This is a genomic window from Psychrobacter coccoides (genome assembly GCF_017498085.1).
GTDB classification, from domain to species: domain Bacteria; phylum Pseudomonadota; class Gammaproteobacteria; order Pseudomonadales; family Moraxellaceae; genus Psychrobacter; species Psychrobacter coccoides.
The window spans coordinates 32636-57633 of record NZ_JAGBKM010000001.1; the positions used below are offsets into that span (position 1 = coordinate 32636).

Sequence of the window (24998 nt, forward strand, 5' to 3'; positions counted from 1 at the left end):
TTATGACTATTGAGCAACTAGGGCAAGCCGGTCGCCTGCTATATGGCGACCAATGGCAGTCAGCATTAGCTAGAGCGTTAGACGTAGATAATCGCACAGTTAGACGCTGGGCAAGTGGAGAGAGCGCTATTAAGGATGCTATACGCGATGAAATAACTGAGCTACTTACAACCAATCAAAAAGAGATAGGCGAGTATCTAGCCGACAACGCTTGACCCAAGACGCACTGTAAGGTATGATTTTGTCATACTGGCTTCAGTTGTAAGTAGAGCCAAATAAATCATAAGACGAAAGCTTAACTGCTCTCGTCTTTTTTTATGTCCAATATTTGGTGGTGTAAATGATGAGTGATAATAAAAACATATGGTTTACTAGCGACCTGCATTTTGGTCATGACAATATTGTTAAGTATTGCGACAGACCTTGCACCGTTGCTGAGCATACGGATTTTATTATTGAGTCACTAAACAAGCACATCAAAGATGGCGATACCGTCTATCACTTAGGCGACTTTAGTTACGGTAAGAAAATAAAGTTTGATGATCTAAAGGCGACGCTGGATAGGTTGAAGGGCAACTGGCAATTTATTATCGGCAATCACGATAATGAGAACCAACTCAAAGCATTGTGTCAAAAAACTAAGCATAAAGTATTAGGCGATTATCATAGTGAAAGCATTGAGGGTAAGACCTTTATTATGTTTCACTATCCCATTGAGTCGTGGTGGAACAAGAAGCGCGGCGCAATCCATCTCTACGGGCATACTCATCACAATGATATGCGACACATAGATAATAGATACAACGTCTGTTTTGATAGAGACTTTAAGCCTTACCCTTTAAGTCACTTCGTTGCCTAAATAAAGATAAATACTCGGCTCACTTCGGTGGGCTTTTTTTATGCCTGATTGATTTAGCCACAGTCAGCACATGCCATAGAGATACCCGCTAGCAGATGACGACTGCAACATACGATGAGCTGTCAATGACTATCTGATTTGCATGTGATGATGATATGAGTTGATAGCACCTTTTTTATGCCCGATATGTGATTTTCCATATCGGGCTTTTTTATGTCTAACGTTTGGTTGCGGAGTAGCTGGCATGCGATACGAACACACAAGCGAAGAGCTGTACAGCAGGTATCGCAATGGCGAGACACTAGAATATCGCAGCTATAACTTAAGCTTACTCACTACCAGAGCGAACAATGGTAATAGAGTAGCTAAGCAATATATGGCTTTGATTGAGCCAGACAATAAGAAATGGAAGCCAAAGCAATGCCGTCCACACCATGTAGAAGCTACCGCTGCCCTAACCTAGTCACCAAGCGCAGCATGAAAGGATATTGTGATGACCATGCAGACCAGCGCAGCAATTGGACACGAAGACCACAGCGCAAAGGCAGCACAACGGAACGTGGTTATGGACACGCTTGGCGCAAGTTACGCACGCAAGTACTACAGCGTGATGGTCATCTTTGCGTGGCTTGTGAGCGCACAGGCAGATACGTGCCAGCCACCGACGTTGACCACATAGTCAACAAGGCAAGCGGCGGCACTGATGATCTCAGCAACCTGCAGTCGTTGTGTCGCAAGTGTCACCGCTCAAAAACTGCGACCGAATAGGGGGAGGGCGGGTTTTGACTTCAGCCGGAAGCCCCCAGTGACCGCCCCCTAACCAACATTTGTACGACCGCGAAATTAAAAACTTAGGTCAATGCAAAAATACTAGACAACGGGTGATTATTATGAGTGGCATTGCAACGGTTCCTGGGCGAGGACGCAAGCCAAAACCGACACGTCAAAAACAGCTGGCGGGTAATCCAGGCAAGCGTGCGCTCAATAATAACGAGCCTGAGTTTACTAAGCTGACCAAAGTTGAAGCGCCTGCGTGGATGCCTGATATTGCTATCGGTATGTGGGAGACCATCGTGCCTGACTTATTGGCCAATGAAGTTTTGACCGTGCCAGACCTGCATAACGTTGAGTCGTTTTGCATGGCGTATTGTCGCTGGCGTGAAGCTGAAAAAGATATTACTTTAAACGGAATTACTATTACTACCGAAAAAACGGTGATCAAAAACCCAGCAGTAACAGTAGTCAATGAAGCCAAGCGGCAGATGGTGCAGTTTGGTAGTTTGCTTGGTTTGGATCCTAGCAGTCGTCAAAGATTAATAGGTCCAAAAGGCGAGCAAGGTAGCGGCAATCCATTTGCTGATTTATAGGGTTTGATATGTGCATATATGTTAGTGATACCGTCATTTTGACGCTGTTATTTTTATCAGGATTTGTTGGCGGTCTACTTATACAGTATTTAATTATGTTGCCAGAACCACCTGTTGTAAGTCCACGTCATCCTGGACAAGGTGTGATGCCTCGTTCTAATAAAGCGCCAATACCGCAGTTAAAGAAACCTAAGAAATAACAACCACCTTCACGGTGGTTTTTTTACGTCCAACAAAAGACAAGAAACTATGAAATGGCCCGTACCAAATACACCAATGTTGCGAAAGCTGAAAAGTACGCTCGTGACGTTGTTGCGGGCAAAATCATCGCATGCAAGTGGGTAAAACTTGCGTGTCAGCGTCATTTAGACGACAAGAAAGCCAGTCGTTCAAAGGACTTTCCATACAAGTTTGACCCTGCTAAAGCTGAAAAGATAGCCAAATTCATCCAGTTGTTGCCGCATACCAAGGGCAAATGGGCACAAGACAGACTTTTAATCACGCTTGAGCCTTGGCAGTTATTCAGTATCTGCATTCCGTTTGGTTGGATTCATAAGAAAACCAAGCTACGCCGCTATACGCGGGTGATTATCTTTGTGCCACGTAAAAACGGCAAGTCAATCATTGCAGCTGGTATCGGTCTGTATATGTTTGTGGCAGACGGTGAGTTTGGTGCTGAAGTTTATTCAGGTGCGACTACTGAGAAGCAGGCTTGGGAGGTATTCCGACCTGCTAAGCAAATGGTTGATAGAACGCCACAGATGAAAGACTGGTACGGCATTGAATCCAATGCGTCCAACATGAACGTATCGCGTGATGGCAGTCGTTTTGAGCCAATCATTGGTACGCCAGGTGATGGTTCGAGTCCATCTTGTGCGTTAGTTGATGAATACCACGAGCACAAAGACAGCACGTTATACGACACCATGGAAACTGGTATGGGCTCACGTGAGCAACCGATGATGGTTGTTATCACGACCGCTGGTAGTGGTATCGGTGGCCCTTGCTACATGCTTATACGTGACGCACAAAAGATGCTTGAAGGCGCGATGGATATTCCTGATATGTGGGCGATGATCTACACCAAGGATGAAGACGACGACTGGACAAGTGAGATTGCATTACGTAAAGCCAATCCAAACTATGACATCTCTGTCAGTGGCGACTTCTTGGAAGCGCGTTGCCGTGACGCTGTGCAATCAGCACGTAAGCAAAACACATTCAGAACCAAGCACGTCAACGAGTTTGTCGGTGCCAAGTCCGCTTGGATGAATATGTCTAAGTGGAATCAGGCGCCAGAACGTTTGTCACTGGACGAGTTAAAAGGTCGGCCCTGCTATATCGGTCTTGATTTGGCAACCAAGATTGACGTGGTGGCCAAGGTAATGGTCTTCCCGCCGCATGGCGATGACCCTAATTATCATGTGCACGGCAAATACTACATACCTGAAGCGCGTCTCTATGAAGAAGGTGAAGTCAACAGCGAGCGTTATCAAGAATGGGACAAGCTCGGGTTGCTGACGGTGACTGATGGTGAGGTTATACAGTTCTCTGTCATTGAAGACGATATCCGTGATGACATGGCGACGCATGATGTTCAAGAAGTCGCTTATGACCCCTGGCAAGCAGCACAGCTAGCCCAGAACATGGAAAACGACGGCGTAACGATGGTTGAGATACGCCATACCGTACAAATGATATCAGAGCCGATGAAAGAGACAGAGGCGCTGGTACTGTCACAACGCTGGGCGCATGGCCATTGTCCGATTATGACTTGGATGATGTCGAACGTGACTGCCACGCTTGACAAAAAAGACAACATCTACCCGAACAAAGAGCGCTCAGAGAACAAGATTGATGGCCCAGTCGCTGGAATTATGGCGCTGGCACGTGCGACGGTGCATGACCAAGGCGCTGGTAACTTAAACGACTTCTTAATGGACCCAATAATCGCATGAGTACACTTAATGACATTAACTGGTGGTCGCGCTTTCGCGGCGCTTGGCTTGGCGGTGGTAATAAAACCCGCTTAGACAAGGGCGGCACTGCCATACCGTTTACAGGTGATAGTACCGCTGGCGGTAATAGTATTACTCCAGATAAGGCGCTTAAGCTGGCAACGGTTTGGGCGTGTGTGCGCTTGCGTAGTGAAACCATCGCATCTTTGCCGTTTCATCTTCGAGATGACAATAAGGACCTCGCAAAAGACCATCCTTTGTATCGTATCTTGCATGATCAGCCAAATGCTGACATGACCGCTAGTGAGTTTTGGGAAGCGATGGTCGCTTCTCAAGAGCTTGATGGCAATGGTTATGCAGTTATTCGTAGAAATGCAGTGAATGCAGTGTCTGCTTTGGAGCTGCTAGATCCTGAAAGCATGCAAGTCAGCCGAAGTAAAACAGGTGAAATCAAGTACACGTATAAGAAAGGCACTAAGAGCGAGGTTGTTTATAGCGAAGATGAGATATTGCACTTAAAGGGATTCTCGCTTGATGGCTTGGTTGGTTTGTCTGCTATTCGATACCAGTCTGATGTGATTGGCGGTCAGATTGATGCGAACAATGCCGCTAATTCTGAGTTCAAGAACAATCTAAAGGCTGGCGGATTCCTCAAGACTGGCGAAAAAGTATTGAATAATGAGCAACGTGAATCCTTACGTAAAAACTTAGCGACATTTGGTGAGCCGCAAAACGCTGGCAAGTGGATGGTGCTTGAAGCTGGCATGGAGCCAGCAAGTGCTTCTAATATTCGTATCAGCGCACAGGACGCTCAGTTACTTGAGAACCGTTATTTTGGTATTGAGGAAATATGCCGAACCTTTAAGACGCCACCACAGCTTATCTACCACACAGACAAAGCATCATCATGGGCATCCAGTCTTGAGCAGATGAATTTGGGTTACTTAACCTATGGCTTGCGTCCGACATTGGTGCGCATTGAGCAAATGGTTTCTCGTAAGCTATTAACACCAGAAGAGCGTAAGAAATACACACCAAAATTCGCTGTTGAAGGCTTGCTGCGTTCTGACAGTGCGGGACGTTCTAACTTCTATAGTCAGCTGCTGCAAAATGGCGTAATGACACGTAATGAGGTGCGAGCGCTTGAAGATTTGCCTGCGCACACTGGCGCTGACCAGTTGACCGTACAGCTCAACCTCACACCCATCGAATTGCTAGGAAAAAACAATGAGCAAACTAAAAACGAAAGCGATTAGCTTTGATGTAAAAGCTATCGATGACGAAGGTTTCTTCAGCGGCTATTGCAGCGTCAATGATGTTGAAGATAGTTATGGCGAAGTGGTCAAAAAAGGCGCGTTCGCTGACAGTATCAAAGCGTGGACCGACAAAGGTAAGATGCCGCCGATTCTGTGGCAACACAATCGCAGTGAAGTCATCGGCGTATGGACCAAGCTGACCGAAGATGATCATGGGCTGTATGGCGAAGGTCGTTTGCTGGTCAAAGATGTGGCTAAAGCACGTGAAGCACACGCATTAATGAAACACGGTGCTATCGATGGTCTATCTATTGGTTATCGACTGCAGAAGTGGTCATTCAACGAAGAAGATAGCGTTCTTGAGCTGTTGGCTATTGATTTAAAGGAAGTCAGTGTGGTGACATTTCCTGCTAACGATGACAGCCGAATTGATAGCGTCAAATCTATTTTAGAAAAGGGCGAGATGCCTACATTATCCGAATTTGAGAAGTTCCTGCGTGATGCTGGTGGCTTTTCGAAATCGCAAGCAACGGCCATAGCTGGGCACGGCTTGCGATCATTGATTCAGGGCGAGCCTGGTTCAAAACAATCAGCTGATACCGATATGGGCGATGCGCTCACTATTTTAAAAAACATTAATTTATAAGGGTTTGGTTATGAAACCAGAAGATCAAGTAAAAGAGCTCGCCACTGAATTTGCGAAAGCAACTGATAACGTAAAGGCGTTGGGCGAGGAATTGACTGGCAAGATGAATGCTGGTGAAAAGAGCATTGGCGACCTAAAAGACCAGGTTGATAATGCATTAACGCTAATGAATGAAGCAAAAACCCGTCTTGATGAGGTTGAGCAAAAACAAGCCCGCCGCGGCGCTGATGAGATTGAGCATCAAAAGTCACTTGGTCAGCAGATGTTTGAAAGCGATCAATTCAAGTCGTTTGCTGAAAACCCACGCAACGGTGCACGTGCTACTTTGCATGTCAAAGATATTACTAGCGCAACAAGTGCTGCCGCTGGTTCTGCTGGCGCGTTGGTCACACCGCAACAGCAAGCGGGTATCATTGCGCCGCCTAATCAAATGCTGCACATTCGCGATCTGATTGCTGCAGGTCAAACCAATAGCAACTCTATTGAGTATATCCGTGAGACTGGCTTTACTAATAACGCTGCTGCTCAGACTGCTGAAGGTGCGTTAAAGGCTAAGTCTGACCTTCAGTTCGCTGACGAAACGGCAGCTGTCCGCACGCTTGCTCATTATGTCAAAGCTTCTCGTCAGATTTTGGACGACGCCGCACAGCTTGAGTCGTATATCGGTGGTCGTTTGATGTATGGCTTGAAATTGGTTGAAGACCGTCAGCTGCTAAATGGCGATGGTTTGACGGGTAACTTGAAAGGCATTGTGCCACAAGCGACTGCGTTTGCTGACCCTGCGTCACTAGCCGACTATACGATTATGGACCAATTGCGCTTGGCAATGCTGCAAGCGGTACTGGCTGAATACCCAGCAAGCGGTCATGTGCTAAACCCAATTGACTGGGCCGTCATGGAGCTATCGAAAGATGCTGAGGGTCGTTACATCATTGGACAGCCGCAAGGTACTGCTAACCCAACCATGTGGGGTCTGCCAGTAGTCAGTACTCAGGCGATGGGTGTTGGTAAGTTCTTGACTGGTGCATTCAATATGGGTGCTCAGGTCTTTGACCGTCAGCAAGCATCGATTGCCATTGCGACTGAGAACGAAGATGACTTTGTGAAGAATATGATCACTATTCTTTGTGAAGAACGTTTGGCGCTGGCAGTCTATCGTCCAGAAGCGTTTATCACTGGCACACTAGCGGCGAAAACCACGCCTTAGTATTTAATCAATAATGCTTGATAAGGCCCTGCCAAAATTGGTGGGGCTTTTTTATTAAGCCAAAGTCAGTTTATGAAGCTGATTTTGTCTTACTAAAAAGGAGCAAGTCATGGAATATAAAGTCACGAAGCAGCATTGGGGTGATCGTCAGTACTTTGAAGGCGATACACGTGAGGTTAAAGTTAAATCTGACGCTGAGCAGCTGATGGGAATGGGCTTGATTGCTGAGATTGATGTCAAAGAAGAAAAAGCGGCGCCCAAACCTAAAAACAAGATGGCGAAAGAGCCAGCCAATAAAGCCGAGTAATCCATTATGCAGATACTAACACTGAAAAGAATGATGATTGGCCGCACGATTGCACAGAAGAATGAAGTGCTAACCGTAACCTCAAAAGAAGGGCGGGAGCTAGTTGACAAGGGTTATGTTGTTGAAATTGACAAACCCAAAGACGACGAGCCTAAAACCAAAACCAATAAAACTAAAGCGAAAGCCGATACTAAAGACAAGGCAGATTAAACATGGTGACTCTTGAGCAGGTAAAGTTCCAATGCCGCATCGACCACGATGACGAAGACGCTTTATTGCTTGGATATGTGGCAGCTGCTCGAGATCATATTCAGATGTATCTTGATCGCACTATCTATGAAGTAGCGGTACCAGATACCGATCCTGATGGCGTTATTGACAATGCTTCTATTGATCAAGCGACATTGATGCTAGTGGCGCATTGGTACGCTCATCGTGAGTCAGTCAGTGATTCGTCAATGGTTGAGGTGCCTATGGGTGCTTATCACGTACTGCAACCGCACCGCCGCATGGGGATTTAATATGAATTGTAAAGGATGCGAGGCACGCCGTGAGTGGATTAAAGACAGAACCAGCGAAGCAAAACGAAGAGCCAAGCTGCTCTTGCAAAGACTTAATAGCGCTGATTACGCAGGTAATCGAGCAAAACACGATACTGATTCAGCAAATCGACATTAGTAATCAAAACACTGCTGAGCTCATCGACCAAAACAACGATCTGATAAACGAGCTAGTCGAACAAGAAGATGACGCCGACGCAGGCTCGACCTTTTTAGATATGGATTAATTATGGCAGTCAAGGCAGGCGAGTTACGTCACAGAGTTACTATTCAGCGCTATGTCAGCGGTGGTCGTGATGCAGACGGGCATCTATTAGATGGCGAGTGGACCACTCACAAAAAGGTCTATGCCAAGGTCACACCGCTATCTACTAAAGACTTGCTGACAGCGCAGGCAGCTCAGTCAGAAATTACCGCTAGAATGATGGTGCGTTATAAGACTGGCACCAGTCTCGATACGACTATGCGCGTAATATGGCAGGGCCGTACTTATGCGATTGATAGTCTTGGTCTGCCTGATAACGATACGGGCGTCGAATACACGACGTTCAATCTGTCATCTGGTGCTGAGCAGTTTAAGGACTAACAATGTATATATTCATAAGTTACCAAGTCTTATTTTTTATTGCGTTTTTATTAGGTTTAGCTACATCAATATTATTTCGTTTTGTTTTTAACAAGTCAAAATCTGCTATTTCTATTTCTGATAAATATGATGGTACTAACGGCTATGGCTATCAGCCAAGACCAACACCGCCACAAGCTGAAGGCGCGTTAAAAAAACCACCGAAACCATCCTACAATCCACATAAATAGCTATAGCATTAACTCGTTGAGGTAGTTTTATGGCAAACGAAATCACCGGTCTCGACGAGGTCCAAGCCAAGCTAAGACAGCTTGGTAATAAGCGTAAAGCTAAAAACGCCGCCAATCGCGCTAGTCGCAAAGCTATGAACATCGTCAAAAAAGCCGCGCGTGAGAATGCCAAACGTATCGACGATAAAGACAGTCCCGAAAAGATTTGGAAGAACATCGTCGTTAAAGCTGGTAAAACCAAAGGCTATGACAACGTCACGATGAAAGTCGGCGTCAAAGGTGGCGCTAGAAAGTACGCTAACACCCGTGCTAACAGAAGAGCAAACCGCGCTGGACGCAGCTATCAAACCCAAGGCAGCAAAAAGAACCCCGGCGGCGACACTTGGTACTGGCGCTTTAAAGAGTTTGGGTCGGCTACGAATAACGCGGATCCTTTCTTACGTCCGGCGCTGAATAATAATATCAACGCCGTGCAAGCGGAGTTTACCCGCGCTTATAGCGCTGAACTTGATAAAGAGATTGCCAAACTATGAGTGATTTGCCTATTTACCGCGCGCTTAATGCAGACATTGGCGTGACGTCGCTTATAGATGTAGAAGCCAAGGTTTGGGAGGCTGTCGCACCTGAGGGCACCCAAGCACCTTACGTAGTTTGGCAAATCATCAGCGGTCAAGCTGAGAACCACTTGGACGCACCCGCTAACTTCGACAACGTACAATTCCAAATCATGGTCTATGACACTAGCTCTAAGTATGCAAGCGCGCTACGTGGCGCTATACGAAACGCATTAGAATCACGTGCATGGATATTAAACCCAACAATCAATCAATATGATTCCAACGCTCGACTTTACGGGCGCGGCTTTGATGCCAATTGGATATCGGACCGTTCAACAACAGAGGATTAGCATCATGGCTAAAGTCGAAAGAGGCGTACTATCACAAGGTACGAAAGTATGGATTAAGCATGGCGATACGCCTGAGCTTACTAAAATGGTATGTATCACTGGTATTCAGCTGGGCGATGACAGCGTTAATGATATTGATGATACGTGCTTGGAAGAAGAAAATACCACTACATCAGTGCCAGGTCTCACTACGCCTGGCGAAGGTTCCATCTCTATCAATACTGACCCCAAAAATGCAACACATATGACGCTACTACAGTTAGCTGATGAAAAAGCGGTTGTTGAAGTATTTATCGGATGGAGTGATGGTACTGTCGAACCTACGCTAGCAACTGATACGGTGACGTTGCCCGAAGGTCGTACATGGACTTCATTTGTTACGCAGCTAAAAGACACTAACCCCACGTTTGAGCCCAACGATCTGGTTAAGCATGCGGTACCGATGAAACGTCAATCTAAGGCTATTACGGCATACAATACCACGCCATAAGCATTGACTAATCAATAAAACATAAACCCCTTAATTGGGGTTTAACTATTTTTAAAGGGCTCATAAATGGCAAAGTTAAAGTTATCAGATATTAAGTCGGGCAGCCTTGTCTCAGAGGTGCGCGAGGAAACCATTAAGTTTTGGCACAATGGTGAAGAGTTTGAAGTCGATGTGCTCATTAAGCAATTACCGTTCGGTGTAACTGACGATCTACTGCGGCGCATGAATAAAGGCGATGATGTGGCAGCTGAATGGATTAGCAAGGCGCTGGTGGATGAAAAAGGTAAGTTGGAGTTCACCCAGCAGCAGGTTAAAGACAAACTGGTGCAGCCACTGGCAAACGCCATTTTTGATAAAGTGTGGGGGCTTGAGAATGTAAAAAAGACGATAGAGGAAGCCAAGAGCAAAAAGGAATAATCGCAGGTGAAAACGAGCTGTTATTCGAATTGGCTTTAAATGGTATCGGTGGCAACACCGTCCATCAGGTTAAGAATAATCTAACCATGCTAGAGATTAGACAGTGGGCAGAGTACCGCTATAGACGTGGCAGTCTAAATGTGGGCAGGCGTGTTGAGCAATCGGTGGCTAATATGATGTCTATCTATATCAACTCTCAAGGCGGAGATATTGACCCCCTTGAGCTAATGCCGCATGAAGATGATGTTATTGAGACTTTTGAAGCGCAGCTGTCAGACTAAAGTATATTGCTAGAGTGTTTCTAATCGGTTATAGTTAACCTTTATTTAATTGTAGCGAAATAGATTATGAAAAAGATACTACTAACATCGGTTGTAGCAGCTGGTATTTTGTCTGCATGCGCAACACCTGCCTACAACTACACGCCTGAACTCAAAGAGATAAGCAAGCCGCCAATCGGTCAGGTGACTACTGCCAGCCTTGGGGATCATATGTTGACGCAAGGAATGATGGTTCAACAAGATGCTATCTATATAGATGGCGATTACAATATGTCTGGCAATAAAGTATCTTCGGGCTATTTTGCGAAACAAGGTGAGGATGAGAAGTACGAGCAATATAGGATCTCTAATGATATTGGCGCTGGTAAAGTCACGAAGGGATTGCTAAAAGACCCGCCTGCTTTGTTGGCTGTTAGGAAAGAAGATAATGCTCTTTGTGTCATGACAATTTATAACTATGTTAGTAGTTGCACCACAGATGTTCCGTATCAAAAAACTAATTGGGCGACTGCTAATAAAAACAGCTTTCAACAGACGTTACTTTATAATGGCAAAATAGGTAATAAGATAAATATCGGCTATCGTGAGTTTAGTAGCGATACAGCAAGACCTGCGTTTAACAATGATGTTGAATACGACTTATCACAATCCAAAGAGATTGGGTACAAAGGTGCTTTGATAGACGTCATTGATGCCAACAATAAGGAAATTAAGTATAAAGTAACCAAGGGATTTAACAAATAAAAGATAAAGATGAAATACTCCCCGCACCAGAAGCTACCCGCCCAACAACTAAACTGGGCACAAATATGGGTAAACAGCTTGATTGAGCATAATGAATGGACGCTCGTGAAGTTGGTACCTGTTGGTTATTATGTTTACCATTATGTAGATGACGAATAAAAAATAACAAGCAACCAAGAACCTCAGTCAGCAATGATTGGGGTTTTTTATTGCCCAAAATAAGGATGAACCATCATGGCAACAAACTCACTTGGCAGACTGACACTTGATTTGGCGGTACGCCTAAGTGAGTTCACAGACGGTTTGACGCGAGCTGAACGTGAGACAAGAGAGCGCACCGACAATATGGGTGGTTCTGTTCGTAAGTTTCGCGATCAGGTTATGGAGGATTTGGGCGGTACTCAGCTTGGCAGTGCACTTGATACGCTAAACAGCAGATTGGCGGCAGTCAGTGGTGGCGGCATGATGGCGGCAGGTGCATTGGCTGGCATGGCAGTCGGTGGCGTAGCAGTCGCAGCAGGCGCATTGGCTGCAATGGCGCTAGAAACATCCAAGGCTGATGTGCAGCTAGCAGTTATGGCTGGCACGGCCAATACTAGCCTAAGAGCGTTCCAAGTATTGACGCATGCAGCGGCTGGCTTGGGCGTTGAGCAAGAGCAGTTGGCCTCTATCTTGGCAGACACGCAGGAGAAGCTTGGCGAGTTTAGCGCAACTGGTGGTGGTGGTGCCGCTGATTTCTTTGAAGCGTTGCAAAATAACACTTCAATCACAGAAGAAGGCATCCGTGAGCTTGGTAAGACATTACAAGGTAAAGACGGTGCTGAAGCAATCCAAATCGTTAAAGACAAGCTTGATGCATTGGGTGCCACATCACAAGAACAGCGCTTTGTCTTTGAAAGCTTGGCGGGCGACTTGGGTAATCTCATGCCATTGTTCGCTGACGGTGGTGTGATACTCGAAGAGTATGGCTCTCAGCTAACCGATGCGGGTGTGATTAAGACTAAAGAAGCGATAGAAGAGTCGCGCAAGCTAGCAGCACAGACGCAAGCTATTCAGACTAGGTTTGAGGGGTTGAAAACAGAATTGGTCGCTGAAACCATCCCTGCGCTTGGTACGTTGATAAATTACTTTACCGAAGGCGGGAAAGAAGGGCGTGGCTTTAAGGATGAGGTGAACGGTGTTGGCGAAGCAGTCAGAACAACAACTGGTCTAATCATAGCTTTAGCAGCAAGCGTCAAGATCATAGCTCAGTCTTTCCAAGCGGTGGGTGCTCAGATGCGCAATATAGGACAAACCTATACAGCATTTGTCGAAGCTGATGGCGTTATTGCAAAGAGCAAGGCCCTAATCGGCGGCACAATTACTAGCGCAGGTCTTATGAGCGTTAGTATGCAGTCTATAAGCGATGAGTACGATAGGGCTGTCAAGGCGTTTGAGAGTGCCAGCGCGGGGCAGCAAGGGCAGCTCACAGGTTTATCAAAATCTTACTATGACACCAGCACCTTTTTACAAAGTCACAGCGACGGTCTGGCAATCAATACCAAAGAAGCAGACGCCAATGCCAAAGCGCTAGAAAAGCAAGCGGCCGCATCGGGTAAGGCTGCGAAAGCTGCAAACTCTGCAACAGCAGCACAAGCTCGCCTAGTTGGTATCAGTGGCGACACTGGTGTGGGTAATGCTCATCTACATATTCAATACCGTGATAAAAGTCGTGCAGTCAGTCAGTCGGACATGGATAGGTTCAGAGCAGGCGGCAAGCGGATCACCGATTACAGAAAAACCAGTGGCTTTGGCCCACGCAACACAGGCATTAAGGGCGCTTCAACAAATCATCGTGGCACTGACTTTGCGGTGCCGAAAAACACACCAATCACAACCAATGTTCCAGTCGCTGGCGTGAAGACTTGGCACGACTCAAAAGGTGGCGGCTACGTATCGACCGTCACCTTTGAAGATGGTGTGGTTATTGACTTATTGCATCAGATGCCAGGTGTTATGGGTATCGAAAAAGGCAGTGGCACTGGCAACAGTGCTATGGATGGTGCGCTTAGAAGGGCAGACGCGATGGCAGAGAAAGCCGCTGCTGATGCGTTACGAGCGCAAGAACAGTTACAACGCAAGCAGTTATCCATTGCTAATCAGTACGCCACTGCCAATGAAAAAATAGAGATGAGCCACAAGGAGCGCGTGGCAAGCATTCAAGAAGCTTATGCGGCTGGCTCAACTGAACGCGCAGAATATATGGCGCGTGAAGAAGAGCGCTACGCCAAAGAAAAAAATGCCAACCTCTTATCTATTATGGATAAGTATATGAGCGAAGAAGAGCGAATCCATACAAAACATCAAGAAGCGCTCAAAGCAATTGAAGCGGCGAACATCCAAGATGACAACGTTAGACAGATGTATGTTGACCTGCAAAATGCCGCTTACAAAGAAGACTTGGCAAACTTTCGATTTGCTGCCAATGCCAAAGCGCGTGAGCAAGACAAGCTATATCAATCACTCGCTAGTAGTATGCAATCAAACAGAGGTTATGCTGCCAGTGAAGGTCTTGACCGTATGGCACAGCGCACCATGGGCGAAGATGATTATGCAGTATGGAGATTGGCGCAAGACCGAGACGATACTTTCAATTCGGTCAATAATCAGTACCAAGACCGCCGAAACCAAATCAATGCAACCGATGAGCGTGGTGAGTTTGAGCTGCCAGAGCTTGAGCGTTTTGAGTTGCTAGAGATGGCAAAGCAAGAGCATATGGATAACCTCTGGGCGATGGATCAAGATTATGCACTCAAGCAGCAATCACTTGATGAGCAGCTGAAAGATAAGCGTATCGCCATGCAAGAAACTGCGTTTGGTGCCATGACGGACGCTGCTGCGATGTTCTTTGGTGAAAACTCGAAGATGCACCGCGCAGCCTTTGCATTAGAAAAAGCCTATGCTGTACAAAAAGCTCTAATGAACGTAGAAGAGACTTACTCGAACACTTACAACGCTATCTCTGCCATTCCCTTGGTAGGTCCTTATATTGCTGGACCAATGGCGGCAGTCGCAGCAGGTATGCAGGTTGCCCGTGCAGCTGGCATTGGCGGCATGTCAGCCCCAGCGGTCAGCGGTATTGCTCACGGTGGTTTGAGTAACGTGCCAAAAGAGTCAACATACCTACTAGATAAAGGCGAGCGCGTCCTGTCGCCTAATCAAAACAGCGATTTGACCAAGTTTATGCAAGATGGCGGCAATCAGGGCAATATCACCATCAATAACAATTCAAGCGCAAGCGTTAGCGCAAGACACAATCCTGATGGCACCGTGACCATTGATATGGTGGATAAGATGATCGAGAAGTCATTCCGTCGCATTGGCCGTCCCAACTCAATCGAAAGTAAGAGCATTCAGCGTCACACAACTGCGAGGGTAAAACGTTAATGAATAACTTTGCATTGTGTCCACTGCAGCGCGGCTATACGCCTGAAGTGGCTAATAACTTACTAGAGCAAGAGTTGATGGGCGGTTTTGCCCGCCAGCGTGTGCAGTTTGTCAATAACACGCACACGATCACTGCGTCGGTCATGCTTGATGATGGTATGAAGCAACAATACTTTTGGGCATTTTGGCGCAGCCATCAGAGCAATCCACGCCCATTCCTTTGGCGCTTGATTGTTGATGATGTGGAGGCGCTAACATACGTCTGTCAGTTTATCGCTGGCTCGTTACGTATAGATGAGCGAGATGGCAAAGTCTATAGTGTGTCTTTTGGTTTGCGAGTCAAGCCAAACAACACAGGTAAGGAGTTTGACCAAATTATCATTGACGCATGGAATGAAGGCAATCCGATAAAACTATTTAACTTACTTGAAAAATTGGTGAATGAAGATTTACCAAGTGCATTAGGGGGTTTGTAGTGGTAACGATTGACGATATCAAAGACTTGCATCTTGACAGCTCGCCAAGTATTGCATTGCTCGAGACACTGGAAGTCAGTCACAGCCTATGGTCTGAGCCAATACGTATTGTCACCAATCATGCCGACGGCGTGGACGCCATGCTCGAGACTGGCGAGGTAGTCAGTTTTGAGTTTGCGCCATTAATAATAAACAAGGGCATGACCTCTGATGACTTGGACCAAAACCTAAATATCACCCTTGGTGACTTGGGCGAGATTGTGCCACCACTTATCAAGCAGATACGTGACGCAGCCAGTGACGAGTTTCCACAGGTCACTTATAGAGCTTACGCTTTTAACACCGCATCAATGACTTTTGCCAAAGACAAACCAATTGACATCATCAAAGGTTTGAATATTGAACAGATGAGCCGTGACCACCAAGCCACCACGTTTGATGCCAAAACATCGGATAAAAACACAGTGAAAACTGGGCGACCTTACTCTCTCGATGAGTATCCTGACCTGAAGGGATTGTTATGAAAAGCATCGATCCTTTACTTGGTCGCAAGTTTGACCGTGACCATTATCACTGCGTCCACTTCTTGATAGATGCTGGCAAGCACTTGTTTAATTATGATTTTAGTCAATGCTTCTTAGGCTTAACTGGTTCGCTCAATACCACGCTCAGCCCCACCAAGGACAGTATGACCAAAGGCGAATTGGTAGAGCATCCAACCGACGCAACCATCATATTGATGACCAAGCTAGACAATACGCATCATGTCGGCTTGTACTATTGCGGACGTGTGCTGCATTTATCAGAGGTTGGTACGCGCTTTGAAGCGTTACGCAGCATCAAGCGACAATACAAAAAGGTAAAGTTCTATGACGTTAAAGATTTTTCACAACGAGCTTGACGCCACCGACTGCACCGAGCGTAGCTATACCTGCTTATTGACTGAATGGCTGCAAGTGCGTGAGCAGTACCCAACAGCACGACTTTACAAAGACAGCATCTGTCTGCAAAACGATATCACACCTAAAACCAAAGCGGATGCGTGGGCGCTAAAAGATGTCACGGGTGACTATCAGGTATTGTGTCACGCAGGAGATCCGCTGACGCTTGGCATCATCGCTGCTGTCATATCGGTGGGTGTTGCCGTTTATACCTATTACAATATGCCCGAAGTAAATGCACCGCAAGATGTATCAGGCTCACCAAATAACAGCTTGGCACAGCGTCAAAACAAGCACCGAGTTGGCGAACGTGTGCCAACGATATACGGCAAGCGCAAAGTAATACCTGACCTGATATCACCTGTCTATCGATATTATAGTAACAACGTGCAAGTAGAAGAATGCTTGCTGTGTGTGGGTTCAGGTTGGTTTTCTATAGATGAGAACACCATCGATGAGGGTGAAACGCCTGTCAATACAATTGAAGGGGCGTCTCTTAGTGTTTATGAACCCAATCAATCACTGGTCAGTCCAGCACCGCAAATTCAAATCGGTGGCGTGTTTGATGAGTTGCCGATCGTCACTAAACAAGTTAGCTCGATTGATGGAAAGCAGTCGTTGGTGCCGCCAAACAGTGGCAAACTTATTTATCATAATATCAACATACTGGAGACAGGTGAGATAAAAGCTGACGGCTATGCTTATATGGAAACGATTAGGTTTTGGAGTAACTCTCAGCAAGACTGGGTTTATTTAGAGTCGCCACGAACGGCTGACTTCACAGGCGTTTTTAGCTCTGGTGAGGGTATCATCATTGAAAATGCTATTTATGGCGCAGTCGAAGATGCTGTTTTATCAGGCAATAGCGATATATCAATGGATGGTGTACTAACCATAGCTAGCACAAGAGATATTACCAATCCAGATGCTTATAAAAAAATAAAGATATCAGCATTATTAATCGATGACGTTACTAACGGTAAGTTGGATCTAGCGGGTGATTATGATGTGGATAGCATTGTAAAGACAGGTGGTTCAGGAAATTACTTTTATGAAGTAACACTATCGCCTAGTTACAACAGCTCAAACCCAACCTTCTCACTGATGACCGCTGATGCTGTTGGTGTTGTTGCATCGGTGCTCACGAAGAACGAAAGCAATATTGATTTAAGCGGTCAGTACACGGTGGGTAGTACGTCACCTACATCCATTACCTTAGTCAATCCAAGCGCTGTAAATAGCGATTGGAATCGGGTAAGCGACCTGACAGCACAACAAAAATCTGAGTTCTTAAAAAGGAAAGTAACCTTTAGAGGGTCGGCTGACAACTGGATTGGTTGGTATTACGCAGGCAACAAAGACAGTACTGGCTTTATCGTTAACTTCTTGGCTCAAAACGGTATTTATGAAGAAGATAGAGCTAAGCAAGTCGCAATCGAAATAGAATACCAAATGATTGTCAATGAAGTGCCCACTGGTCAGGTTTTTAGATACGGCGATATCATGCAAGGCGTTGCCAACAATCGCAATCCTATTGGCCTAACCATGCGTCAAGAGTTGCCAAACGCTGGCAAGTTTAGATTTCGCGTCAAGCGTGAAAACGATAATGGCAGCGGCTCTAGCTTGATTGATGATGTGGTGTTTGAGTCAGCCTACAGTTATTACCAAACCAAAAAGTCAGTTTATGAGCATGACACCATCGTCAGGCTTAAGCGCATGGCAATCGGATCTGGTACCAATGCTAGCGAATTAAACATGGAAGCCCATCGCAAGCTTAATACGCCTGATGGGTTTTTACCGACCAGTAACTTTGCTGACATAGCGATTGACATGGCGCTGGATCAGTACAACGGACGCATGAGCCCAAGCGAAGTCGATAGCAATTCCTTTTACGACCTGAGCGCAGAGATAGCCGCTTACTTTGGTACCGATAAAGCGTGTGAGTTTAATTACACGTTTGATGATAAGTACAGTAGCTATCAAGAAATGATATTCACCGTTGCTGAAGCCGTGTTTTGCACCGCCAGACGAGAAGGTGGTTTGCATTATTTTAACTTTGAGCGCGAAACACCTAATAGCCTGGCACTATTTAACCATCGCAATATCGCACCAGAAAGCATGGTCATAACCGAGTTCTTTGGTGTCCAGGATAACTATGATGGTATTGAGTTTAAATGGCGTGACCCATCGGACAACTATGGCGAAGCTATTATCAGGCTGCCAGACGAGCTGCGCACCAATTACAAAACCATCGAAAGCCAAGGCGTAACCAACAACGTGCAAGCGCATTTCCTTGCGAATCGTGCATGGAATAAGCTGAAATACAATCGTAAGGCGATAGAGTTTACCGCATACGGTGAAGGCGACTTGGTGACGCGTATGGATAGAATCGCGGTCGTTGATTCGACCGTGCCGATACTGTGCAGTGGTCAGATTGAAAATCAAGAAAACACGGTGCTCACGCTTGATTATCCTGTCAGCTTAGATGCTGGCAAGAACTATGTTATTCATCTGCAACTCAAAAACAGCACGGTCGATGTGATTGAGATTGTCGGTCAGCTTAATGATTATCAAATCCAAGTGGCACGCATACCCGCACTGTCACTTGTGACCGATGGTGTGACGCACGCTGTCTTTAATATCACCGAAGCGGATAACACTGAATACGATGCGTATCTGATCAGTGAGAAATCATCGAAAGCGCTGTTTGAGTCAACGATAAGCGCCATGTCATATGACAGCAGGTATTACCCAAACGATAAAGACTATATCAACGGCTTAATAACCTAAACCAATAACCAATAAATTAAACAACGCCCTCAATTTTGAGGGCTTTTTTTTGGAGCTTAAAAAATGGCTAATGAAATCACACTCAAAGCATTGCAAGACGCAAGCGTTGACGCGAAGTCGCTAGAAGAAGTGGTTAACGGTAATGAGTCAAAACAGGTCACAACGCGACTAGGTGAAAGTTACCCATCGGTTAAAAAAGCCATTTCACAAATGTTTGAAAACGGCGGCTTACCTGCTACGCCTTTTGCGACTAAGGCTTTAATGGAGGCGAGCGCTCTAATTGACGGTGATTATGCACTGGTCACCGACGATACTACAACATCCAACAACGGCTACTACCAAAAGCAATCAGGCTCATGGGTTTTTCTTCAGTGGAATCCATCAAAACAGCTTACAACATACTACTCCGATGTAATGCAGTACGGGCCGCCATCTGATGTTGTTTTAGTTGAGAGTGATAATTTATATAACTCATCCATCAAGAGTAATGACGTTTACATAAAAAATCGAGGCTCGGTTATCACTGCTTTAAGCGGGTCTCAAATAGGTGCCTTGCCTGTTGTCAGCGGTCAATACTGTGTTATTTTTAGCAGCTTCACCCAGTCTTTCGTATTACCGTCCGTTAGTAATAGCATTGACATGAGTGTGGGTAAAGAAGTGCAAGTGCTTACAGGTATCAACTCAACGACAGTGAGTGCAGGTATTTACAGATTAGAGTTTACGATACCTAGCGGATTTAGTTACCTGCTTTTTAACACAAAAGTGGGTACTACTGTTGCAGACCCATTTTTTGTTGGTTTGTATAACTCGCAAATAAGCAAGATTGGCAGTGCTGATATTGTTGATAAGGCAGCTAGGGCTATGATAAAGCCCTCAGTTCTGACTAATAAAAAGTGGGCAGCGATAGGTGACTCAATAACTGAGCATAATTTTAGAGCTAACAAAAATTATCACGACTACATTGCTGACGATATAAATAGCTTAGCAGTTATAAATTATGGCATCAGCGGCACAGGTTATTTTGATAGATACAATATTGCTGACACTATTACGCAAACAGATTTTGATTATCTAACCGTGTTTTGGGGCACAAATGACTGGGGTAATCAAAAATCGACTAACCAAAAACTGCTAGGTGGTTTTTTAGATACTGGTACAACAACGATAAGCGGCTGTATCAATACAGCCCTAATGGGACTGATTACTAGGTTTTACGATAAAAAAATAGCAGTGATAACGCCATTGCCGCGCATCACAAATTGGGGCGATAACGCCGCAAATAATGCTTACGGATATACACTCAAGCAGCTTGTAGATTTGATTAAGCGGTATTGTAATCACTATTCAATCCCATGCCTTGATTTATATCATGAGAGCAATTTACCCGTATGGATCCCTGCTGCGAATACAGAGTATTTTACAGCGCCTAATAATAGTGACCCAGATGGCTTACACCCAAACGATGCGGGGCACAAGATTATTGCTAATAAAATAAAAGCGTTTTTAGAATCTATGTAATAACCACTCATTCGATAAGCTTTATTTTTTCTAAAATCTAGGAGGGGCTATGGACATCAAACAGACAATCATGCGCATGCTGTTGTTTAATCGCTGGTTGTGCAAATCAGAATCAGCACGTAAGACAAGCAGGCTAATCGCAAGACTAAAGCGCTACTTAGCGATCAGCATTACTTTTGCTGAGCTTATCAATGCTGTTTTTATAATTGGATTTAGTAATGTTTTTATATACAGAAAAGCATTGACTGGCGGTGGTCTTAATTTGCCCAGTTACACAGTTTTTAATCAAGTGTCGACTTGGTATTTCTTTGCATTTTTTCTGCTGGGTCTACTGCAGATAGCATCGATGCTGATACCCTCGCTACGCGCTGTTAAATCGAGTGGTCTTTGCATGATAGCGTCATCATTAGTGTGGGGCGTAGTAACAGGCGCTTATTACGCATCACAAAACGGCATGGTAACACCTGCTACAGTTATTATAGGGACGTGGGCCGTAGCGGTGTTTTTTATGGGTAATAAAATAATCAAACGGGCTATGCTAAAAGAGCGAGTTACCAATGAGGAGACGTAATGACATTCGTGGCAGAGATAATAGCGTCTTTTACTCCTCAGGTGCTATTTGGCATGTTTGGCGGGCTAGTTGGCGGTATCTACGGCATCAACAAAAAAGGCTATGAGTTAAAAATATCGGCAATATTACTGTTTACAGCAGTGATTGCAGGCAGTGCAGTCGCTGAGCTCTTACATAAGAAGTTCGCACTGGATTATATCTTCCCTATATTCTTAATCTCAATACCAGCAGGATCCTTTTCAGGGTATTTGATGGTTGCGCTAGACATAGCAAGTCCTAAGCTTGCAAAGGCTGCAATCGATAAAGCTGGTAAAAAGGCAGTCGATAAATTATAAACAATTAGCATTAAGCATAGCCCCAATTTCGGGGTTTTTTTAATGCCTACAATGAGGTAAGAAAACATGAACGTATTTGATAATATTTTTGATAGATTGATGAAGCATGAAGGTGGCTACGTCAATCACCCAAACGACCCAGGCGGCGAAACCATGTACGGCGTAACAAAGCGAGTAGCACAAGCGCATGGATATTACGGCCCAATGCGCAGCTTGCCAAAATCCACTGCGAAAGCAATTACTGAAAAGTCGTACTACAAAGCAGTGAAGGGCGACCAGTTGGACCGCTTGATTGCGTGGCAGTTGACAGATGCTGCATACAATCACGGCAATAGACAAGCAGTTAAGTTTTTACAGCGTGCAGTCGGCGCTAGTGCAGATGGTCTAATCGGACCCCGAACACTGGCAGCAGTTGAAAAAATGGATAAAAACGATGTGGTGTTTTTATTCAATGCTGAGCGTATCGAGTTTTATACTCGCCTGCGCACATGGCAGACTTTTGGTCGCGGCTGGGCACGTCGTGTAGCGGGTAATCTCCGCTTTGCTGCAGCTGATAATTAGGATTTATTATGCTTACATGGTCATTGATTAAGGTCTACTGGCGACCGATAGCCGTATTACTGTTTACCGTGCTAACAATAGCGCTTATCTACTGGTACGGTGCCAGTCAGTACAATAAGGGCTATAAAATCGCTGCCATCGAAGAACAAGCTAAGCTTGATGTATTGATAGTTAAGCACGCCAAACAAGCGGCCGAAGCGTCAGGGAAGTATCAGGCGCTTAAGTCAGCACGTGAAAAAGAGCGGGGAGTTAAGTATGTTGAAGTTGAAAAGATTATCGAGCGTCCTGTTTATCTTAACGAGTGTATTGATGACGACGGCTTGTCACAGATTAACAGTGCCATTGCCAGTAAGTAATATCTCACCTGACCTGATGCAGCCGTGTGCTGATTTAAAACTACTGACAGGCAACACGGGTGCACACATGACACGCTGGGCTATAGATACCAGTTATCAATATAAGGACTGCCAAGCACGACATCAGGGCTTAATTGATGCGGTTGGAGTTCAGGAATAATTACACCGCAATGTCTAAAACGATGCATCCTGTCAAAATCCTGTCATAAAAAAAGCCAACCACCTAAGTGATTGACTTGATTTAAAATATTTGGTGGAGATGGCGGGAGTTGAACCCGCGTCCGCCAGCACTACGCTCATGACTCTACATGTTTAGTTTCTGTCTTTAGTTTTAGTCCGCACCGATCCGACAGTCAGGATGGATTGGACGAGTCTCTAAGTTTGAACCCAAGCGATTGAGACAATCACTTGTGGCGAACCTATATACGGACGCTTCAACTGGGCTGGTCAACTATAGGTAATCGGCAGCGCAGTAAGCAGGGTTTAAGCTGCTAGAGCGTAAGTTTCGTCGTTTGCGACTATAACAATATATGTTTGATTTACGAGAGGACATATACTCTCGACATGCATCATTGAGTTTCATCACCAGCGTCGAAGCCAGAACATCCCCAATAAGACAGAGTATTATATCGCACTATCATTTATATTACAAGAAAATATAGCGCTTGGTTACATATAATATCATTAGCTTAAATCTAAGTAATTAGTTTTAAGCTAATAGATATATGTGGCTTACTTCGCTCAATTTCAAGGTATATCTTTTAAATACTTTTTAACGTTATTTAAAAACCAAAAGCTGACCTATCAGACCTACTTAGTTTATGACAAGTAATAGCGCCAAAAAATAAAAAGAGAGCCAATATAGTACTGGCTCTCTTTTAGAATAAATCAAAGCTTACTAAAGATTACTCTTCAGAAGTCTCTTCATTATCGTCTTCTGCTTCATCTTCAGCTAGATCTTCATTATCACCATCTTCAGAAAGAATAGTGACTAAAATGTTAGCAGTAACGTCATGATGCAGCTGAATGTCAACGTTATATTCACCTACTTGACGTAGCGTACCTTCTGGAAGCTTCACTTCAGAGCGATCCACTTCTAAGCCAGAGTTGGTTAGTGCTTCAGCGATATCACGAGTACCGATAGAGCCGAATAGCTTGCCTTCGTCACCTGATTTGGCACGCATAATAACATTAACGTCAGTTAAGGCTTCAGCACGCTCTTGAGCAGTGGCGATTTCTTTGGCTTCTTCAGCTTCAAGCTCAGCACGACGTGCTTCAAACTTTTCAATATTAGCTTTGGTCGCAGGTAGCGCTTTGCCTTGCGGGATAAGAAAGTTACGTCCGTAACCTGGTTTTACATCGACAGTTTCACCGAGTTTACCAAGGTTGACGATACGCTGTAACAAAATAATTTGCATGAGTCATTCCTAGTTAACGGTTAAATTACTGATGGTTGTCAGTATACGGAAGTAGCGCAAGAAAGCGAGCTTGCTTAATAGCAGTTGCTAATTGACGCTGATATTTTGTAGATGTACCTGTAATACGGCTAGGTACGATTTTACCATTTTCACTGATGTACTGTTTTAGCAATTCAACATCTTTATAGTCGATGTGAGTGATGCCTTCAGCAGTGAAACGGCAGAATTTGCGACGGCGATAAAAACGTGCCATGAGTATTCTCCTTTAATTAGTCTTCACTGTTGTCGTCATTGTCGTTTTCACGACTGTCTGAACGACGAGTAGTCGCTTTGCGTGCACGCTTTTCATCGGCATTTTTAGCTAACTGCGACTCTTCAGTGATTGCTTCGTCACGGCGCATAACTAGGCTACGAATGATCGCGTCGTTATAACGGAATAACTCTTCAAGCTCAGCCAAAGTCTCACCGTTAGTTTCGATGTTGAAAAGAACGTAATGAGCTTTGTGAATCTTGTTGATTGGGTAGGCCAGTTGACGACGACCCCAATCTTCTAGACGGTGAATAGCGCCGCCATTGTCTTGAACCAATTTGATATAGCGTTCAACCATGCCGACCACTTGGTCGCTTTGGTCTGGGTGTACAATTAACACCACTTCGTAATGTCGCATATTGGACTCCTTACGGATTAGTAGCTATCAACCCTATGTTAATAGCAAGGAGATTTATAAGGTAAGCATTATGAGCAATAAAACAGATAAGCTTAGGATATAAAGCGCAGTATTATAACAGCT

At 45.1% G+C, this 24998-nt stretch carries 35 protein-coding genes and 1 other RNA gene; 32 read left to right on the plus strand and 4 right to left on the minus strand.

What is annotated here, in order from left to right; translation table 11 throughout:
- Nucleotides 1–2 precede the first annotated feature (2 nt).
- From J3492_RS00205 to J3492_RS00360, 32 genes are all read left to right on the plus strand, one after another.
- The gene (locus J3492_RS00205; protein WP_207988519.1) at nt 3–215 is read left to right on the plus strand and encodes a transcriptional regulator; all 213 of its coding nucleotides are present in this window, start codon (nt 3–5) and stop codon (nt 213–215) included.
- Between the two features lie 128 nt (nt 216–343).
- Nucleotides 344–859 carry a metallophosphoesterase family protein gene (locus tag J3492_RS00210; protein ID WP_207988521.1) on the plus strand — a complete coding sequence of 172 codons (516 nt, stop codon included), beginning with the start codon at nt 344–346 and terminating at the stop codon, nt 857–859.
- Nucleotides 860–1103: 244 nt separating this feature from the next.
- The gene (locus tag J3492_RS00215; protein ID WP_207988523.1) at nt 1104–1322 is read left to right on the plus strand and encodes a hypothetical protein; all 219 of its coding nucleotides are present in this window, start codon (nt 1104–1106) and stop codon (nt 1320–1322) included.
- Nucleotides 1323–1336: 14 nt separating this feature from the next.
- A complete protein-coding gene (locus J3492_RS00220; RefSeq protein ID WP_243453004.1) occupies nt 1337–1627 on the plus strand; it encodes an HNH endonuclease in 291 nt (96 codons plus the stop codon).
- 122 nt (nt 1628–1749) lie between these two features.
- A complete protein-coding gene (locus tag J3492_RS00225; RefSeq protein ID WP_207988527.1) occupies nt 1750–2226 on the plus strand; it encodes a phage terminase small subunit P27 family in 477 nt (158 codons plus the stop codon).
- A gap of 254 nt (nt 2227–2480) precedes the next feature.
- On the plus strand, nt 2481–4184 hold the full coding sequence (locus J3492_RS00230; RefSeq protein ID WP_207988529.1) for a terminase large subunit: 1704 nt from the start codon (nt 2481–2483) through the stop codon (nt 4182–4184).
- Nucleotides 4181–5440 (plus strand): phage portal protein, encoded by a 1260-nt coding sequence (locus tag J3492_RS00235; RefSeq protein WP_207988531.1) that lies wholly within the window; start codon nt 4181–4183, stop codon nt 5438–5440. The genes J3492_RS00230 and J3492_RS00235 overlap by 4 nt, the downstream gene beginning before the upstream one ends.
- Complete coding sequence (locus J3492_RS00240; RefSeq protein WP_207988533.1) at nt 5412–6086, plus strand: HK97 family phage prohead protease; 675 nt, start codon at nt 5412–5414, stop codon at nt 6084–6086. Before J3492_RS00235 ends, J3492_RS00240 begins: the two co-directional genes overlap by 29 nt.
- 10 nt (nt 6087–6096) lie before the next feature.
- Complete coding sequence (locus J3492_RS00245; RefSeq protein ID WP_207988535.1) at nt 6097–7293, plus strand: phage major capsid protein; 1197 nt, start codon at nt 6097–6099, stop codon at nt 7291–7293.
- A gap of 109 nt (nt 7294–7402) precedes the next feature.
- On the plus strand, nt 7403–7600 hold the full coding sequence (locus J3492_RS00250; protein ID WP_207988537.1) for a hypothetical protein: 198 nt from the start codon (nt 7403–7405) through the stop codon (nt 7598–7600).
- A 6-nt stretch (nt 7601–7606) separates the two neighbouring features.
- Nucleotides 7607–7810: a hypothetical protein gene (locus J3492_RS00255; RefSeq protein ID WP_207988539.1), complete on the plus strand. Its 204-nt coding sequence runs from the start codon at nt 7607–7609 to the stop codon at nt 7808–7810.
- Between the two features lie 2 nt (nt 7811–7812).
- The gene (locus J3492_RS00260; protein WP_207988541.1) at nt 7813–8121 is read left to right on the plus strand and encodes a head-tail connector protein; all 309 of its coding nucleotides are present in this window, start codon (nt 7813–7815) and stop codon (nt 8119–8121) included.
- A gap of 29 nt (nt 8122–8150) precedes the next feature.
- Nucleotides 8151–8387: a hypothetical protein gene (locus tag J3492_RS00265; RefSeq protein WP_207988543.1), complete on the plus strand. Its 237-nt coding sequence runs from the start codon at nt 8151–8153 to the stop codon at nt 8385–8387.
- A gap of 2 nt (nt 8388–8389) precedes the next feature.
- Nucleotides 8390–8746 (plus strand): phage head closure protein, encoded by a 357-nt coding sequence (locus J3492_RS00270; protein WP_207988545.1) that lies wholly within the window; start codon nt 8390–8392, stop codon nt 8744–8746.
- Nucleotides 8747–8748: 2 nt separating this feature from the next.
- The gene (locus tag J3492_RS00275; protein ID WP_207988547.1) at nt 8749–8976 is read left to right on the plus strand and encodes a hypothetical protein; all 228 of its coding nucleotides are present in this window, start codon (nt 8749–8751) and stop codon (nt 8974–8976) included.
- Nucleotides 8977–9005: 29 nt separating this feature from the next.
- Nucleotides 9006–9509: an HK97-gp10 family putative phage morphogenesis protein gene (locus J3492_RS00280; RefSeq protein WP_207988549.1), complete on the plus strand. Its 504-nt coding sequence runs from the start codon at nt 9006–9008 to the stop codon at nt 9507–9509.
- A complete protein-coding gene (locus tag J3492_RS00285) occupies nt 9506–9883 on the plus strand; it encodes a DUF3168 domain-containing protein (RefSeq protein WP_207988551.1) in 378 nt (125 codons plus the stop codon). The genes J3492_RS00280 and J3492_RS00285 overlap by 4 nt, the downstream gene beginning before the upstream one ends.
- Nucleotides 9884–9887: 4 nt before the next feature.
- On the plus strand, nt 9888–10373 hold the full coding sequence (locus J3492_RS00290; protein WP_207988554.1) for a phage tail tube protein: 486 nt from the start codon (nt 9888–9890) through the stop codon (nt 10371–10373).
- Between the two features lie 66 nt (nt 10374–10439).
- The gene (locus J3492_RS00295) at nt 10440–10790 is read left to right on the plus strand and encodes a phage tail assembly chaperone family protein, TAC (protein ID WP_207988556.1); all 351 of its coding nucleotides are present in this window, start codon (nt 10440–10442) and stop codon (nt 10788–10790) included.
- A 29-nt stretch (nt 10791–10819) separates the two neighbouring features.
- Nucleotides 10820–11071 carry a hypothetical protein gene (locus J3492_RS00300; RefSeq protein ID WP_243453005.1) on the plus strand — a complete coding sequence of 84 codons (252 nt, stop codon included), beginning with the start codon at nt 10820–10822 and terminating at the stop codon, nt 11069–11071.
- 66 nt (nt 11072–11137) lie between these two features.
- The gene (locus tag J3492_RS00305; protein ID WP_207988558.1) at nt 11138–11815 is read left to right on the plus strand and encodes a hypothetical protein; all 678 of its coding nucleotides are present in this window, start codon (nt 11138–11140) and stop codon (nt 11813–11815) included.
- Nucleotides 11816–11824: 9 nt separating this feature from the next.
- Nucleotides 11825–11974 carry a hypothetical protein gene (locus J3492_RS00310; protein ID WP_207988560.1) on the plus strand — a complete coding sequence of 50 codons (150 nt, stop codon included), beginning with the start codon at nt 11825–11827 and terminating at the stop codon, nt 11972–11974.
- A gap of 75 nt (nt 11975–12049) precedes the next feature.
- Nucleotides 12050–15241 carry a hypothetical protein gene (locus tag J3492_RS00315; protein WP_207988562.1) on the plus strand — a complete coding sequence of 1064 codons (3192 nt, stop codon included), beginning with the start codon at nt 12050–12052 and terminating at the stop codon, nt 15239–15241.
- Complete coding sequence (locus tag J3492_RS00320; protein WP_207988564.1) at nt 15241–15717, plus strand: hypothetical protein; 477 nt, start codon at nt 15241–15243, stop codon at nt 15715–15717. The genes J3492_RS00315 and J3492_RS00320 overlap by 1 nt, the downstream gene beginning before the upstream one ends.
- Nucleotides 15717–16241, plus strand: a complete 525-nt coding sequence (locus J3492_RS00325) for a DUF1833 family protein (protein ID WP_341534073.1) — start codon at nt 15717–15719, stop codon at nt 16239–16241. Before J3492_RS00320 ends, J3492_RS00325 begins: the two co-directional genes overlap by 1 nt.
- Nucleotides 16238–16618, plus strand: a complete 381-nt coding sequence (locus J3492_RS00330; RefSeq protein WP_207988566.1) for a hypothetical protein — start codon at nt 16238–16240, stop codon at nt 16616–16618. The genes J3492_RS00325 and J3492_RS00330 overlap by 4 nt, the downstream gene beginning before the upstream one ends.
- Nucleotides 16587–19448, plus strand: coding sequence for a host specificity factor TipJ family phage tail protein (locus J3492_RS00335; protein WP_207988568.1), 2862 nt, complete (start codon nt 16587–16589; stop codon nt 19446–19448). Before J3492_RS00330 ends, J3492_RS00335 begins: the two co-directional genes overlap by 32 nt.
- 63 nt (nt 19449–19511) lie before the next feature.
- Nucleotides 19512–20966, plus strand: coding sequence for an SGNH/GDSL hydrolase family protein (locus J3492_RS00340; protein WP_207988570.1), 1455 nt, complete (start codon nt 19512–19514; stop codon nt 20964–20966).
- Nucleotides 20967–21015: 49 nt separating this feature from the next.
- Nucleotides 21016–21537, plus strand: a complete 522-nt coding sequence (locus J3492_RS00345) for a hypothetical protein (RefSeq protein ID WP_207988573.1) — start codon at nt 21016–21018, stop codon at nt 21535–21537.
- Nucleotides 21537–21872 carry a hypothetical protein gene (locus tag J3492_RS00350; RefSeq protein ID WP_207988575.1) on the plus strand — a complete coding sequence of 112 codons (336 nt, stop codon included), beginning with the start codon at nt 21537–21539 and terminating at the stop codon, nt 21870–21872. The genes J3492_RS00345 and J3492_RS00350 overlap by 1 nt, the downstream gene beginning before the upstream one ends.
- Nucleotides 21873–21938: 66 nt before the next feature.
- Nucleotides 21939–22433: a glycoside hydrolase family 108 protein gene (locus J3492_RS00355; protein ID WP_207988577.1), complete on the plus strand. Its 495-nt coding sequence runs from the start codon at nt 21939–21941 to the stop codon at nt 22431–22433.
- A gap of 8 nt (nt 22434–22441) precedes the next feature.
- On the plus strand, nt 22442–22789 hold the full coding sequence (locus tag J3492_RS00360) for a hypothetical protein (protein WP_207989053.1): 348 nt from the start codon (nt 22442–22444) through the stop codon (nt 22787–22789).
- A 251-nt stretch (nt 22790–23040) separates the two neighbouring features.
- On the opposite strand, the gene ssrA is transcribed toward J3492_RS00360, so the two are convergent.
- The 4 genes from ssrA to rpsF all read right to left on the minus strand — a co-directional run bounded on the left by ssrA (nt 23041) and on the right by rpsF (nt 24875).
- Nucleotides 23041–23399: a transfer-messenger RNA gene (ssrA, locus tag J3492_RS00365) on the minus strand.
- A 295-nt stretch (nt 23400–23694) separates the two neighbouring features.
- Nucleotides 23695–24207, minus strand: coding sequence for a 50S ribosomal protein L9 (gene rplI / locus J3492_RS00370; protein ID WP_207988579.1), 513 nt, complete (start codon nt 24205–24207; stop codon nt 23695–23697).
- A 25-nt stretch (nt 24208–24232) separates the two neighbouring features.
- Nucleotides 24233–24460, minus strand: coding sequence for a 30S ribosomal protein S18 (gene rpsR / locus J3492_RS00375; protein WP_201553980.1), 228 nt, complete (start codon nt 24458–24460; stop codon nt 24233–24235).
- Nucleotides 24461–24476: 16 nt separating this feature from the next.
- Complete coding sequence (rpsF, locus tag J3492_RS00380) at nt 24477–24875, minus strand: 30S ribosomal protein S6 (RefSeq protein WP_207988581.1); 399 nt, start codon at nt 24873–24875, stop codon at nt 24477–24479.
- Nucleotides 24876–24998 lie beyond the last annotated feature (123 nt).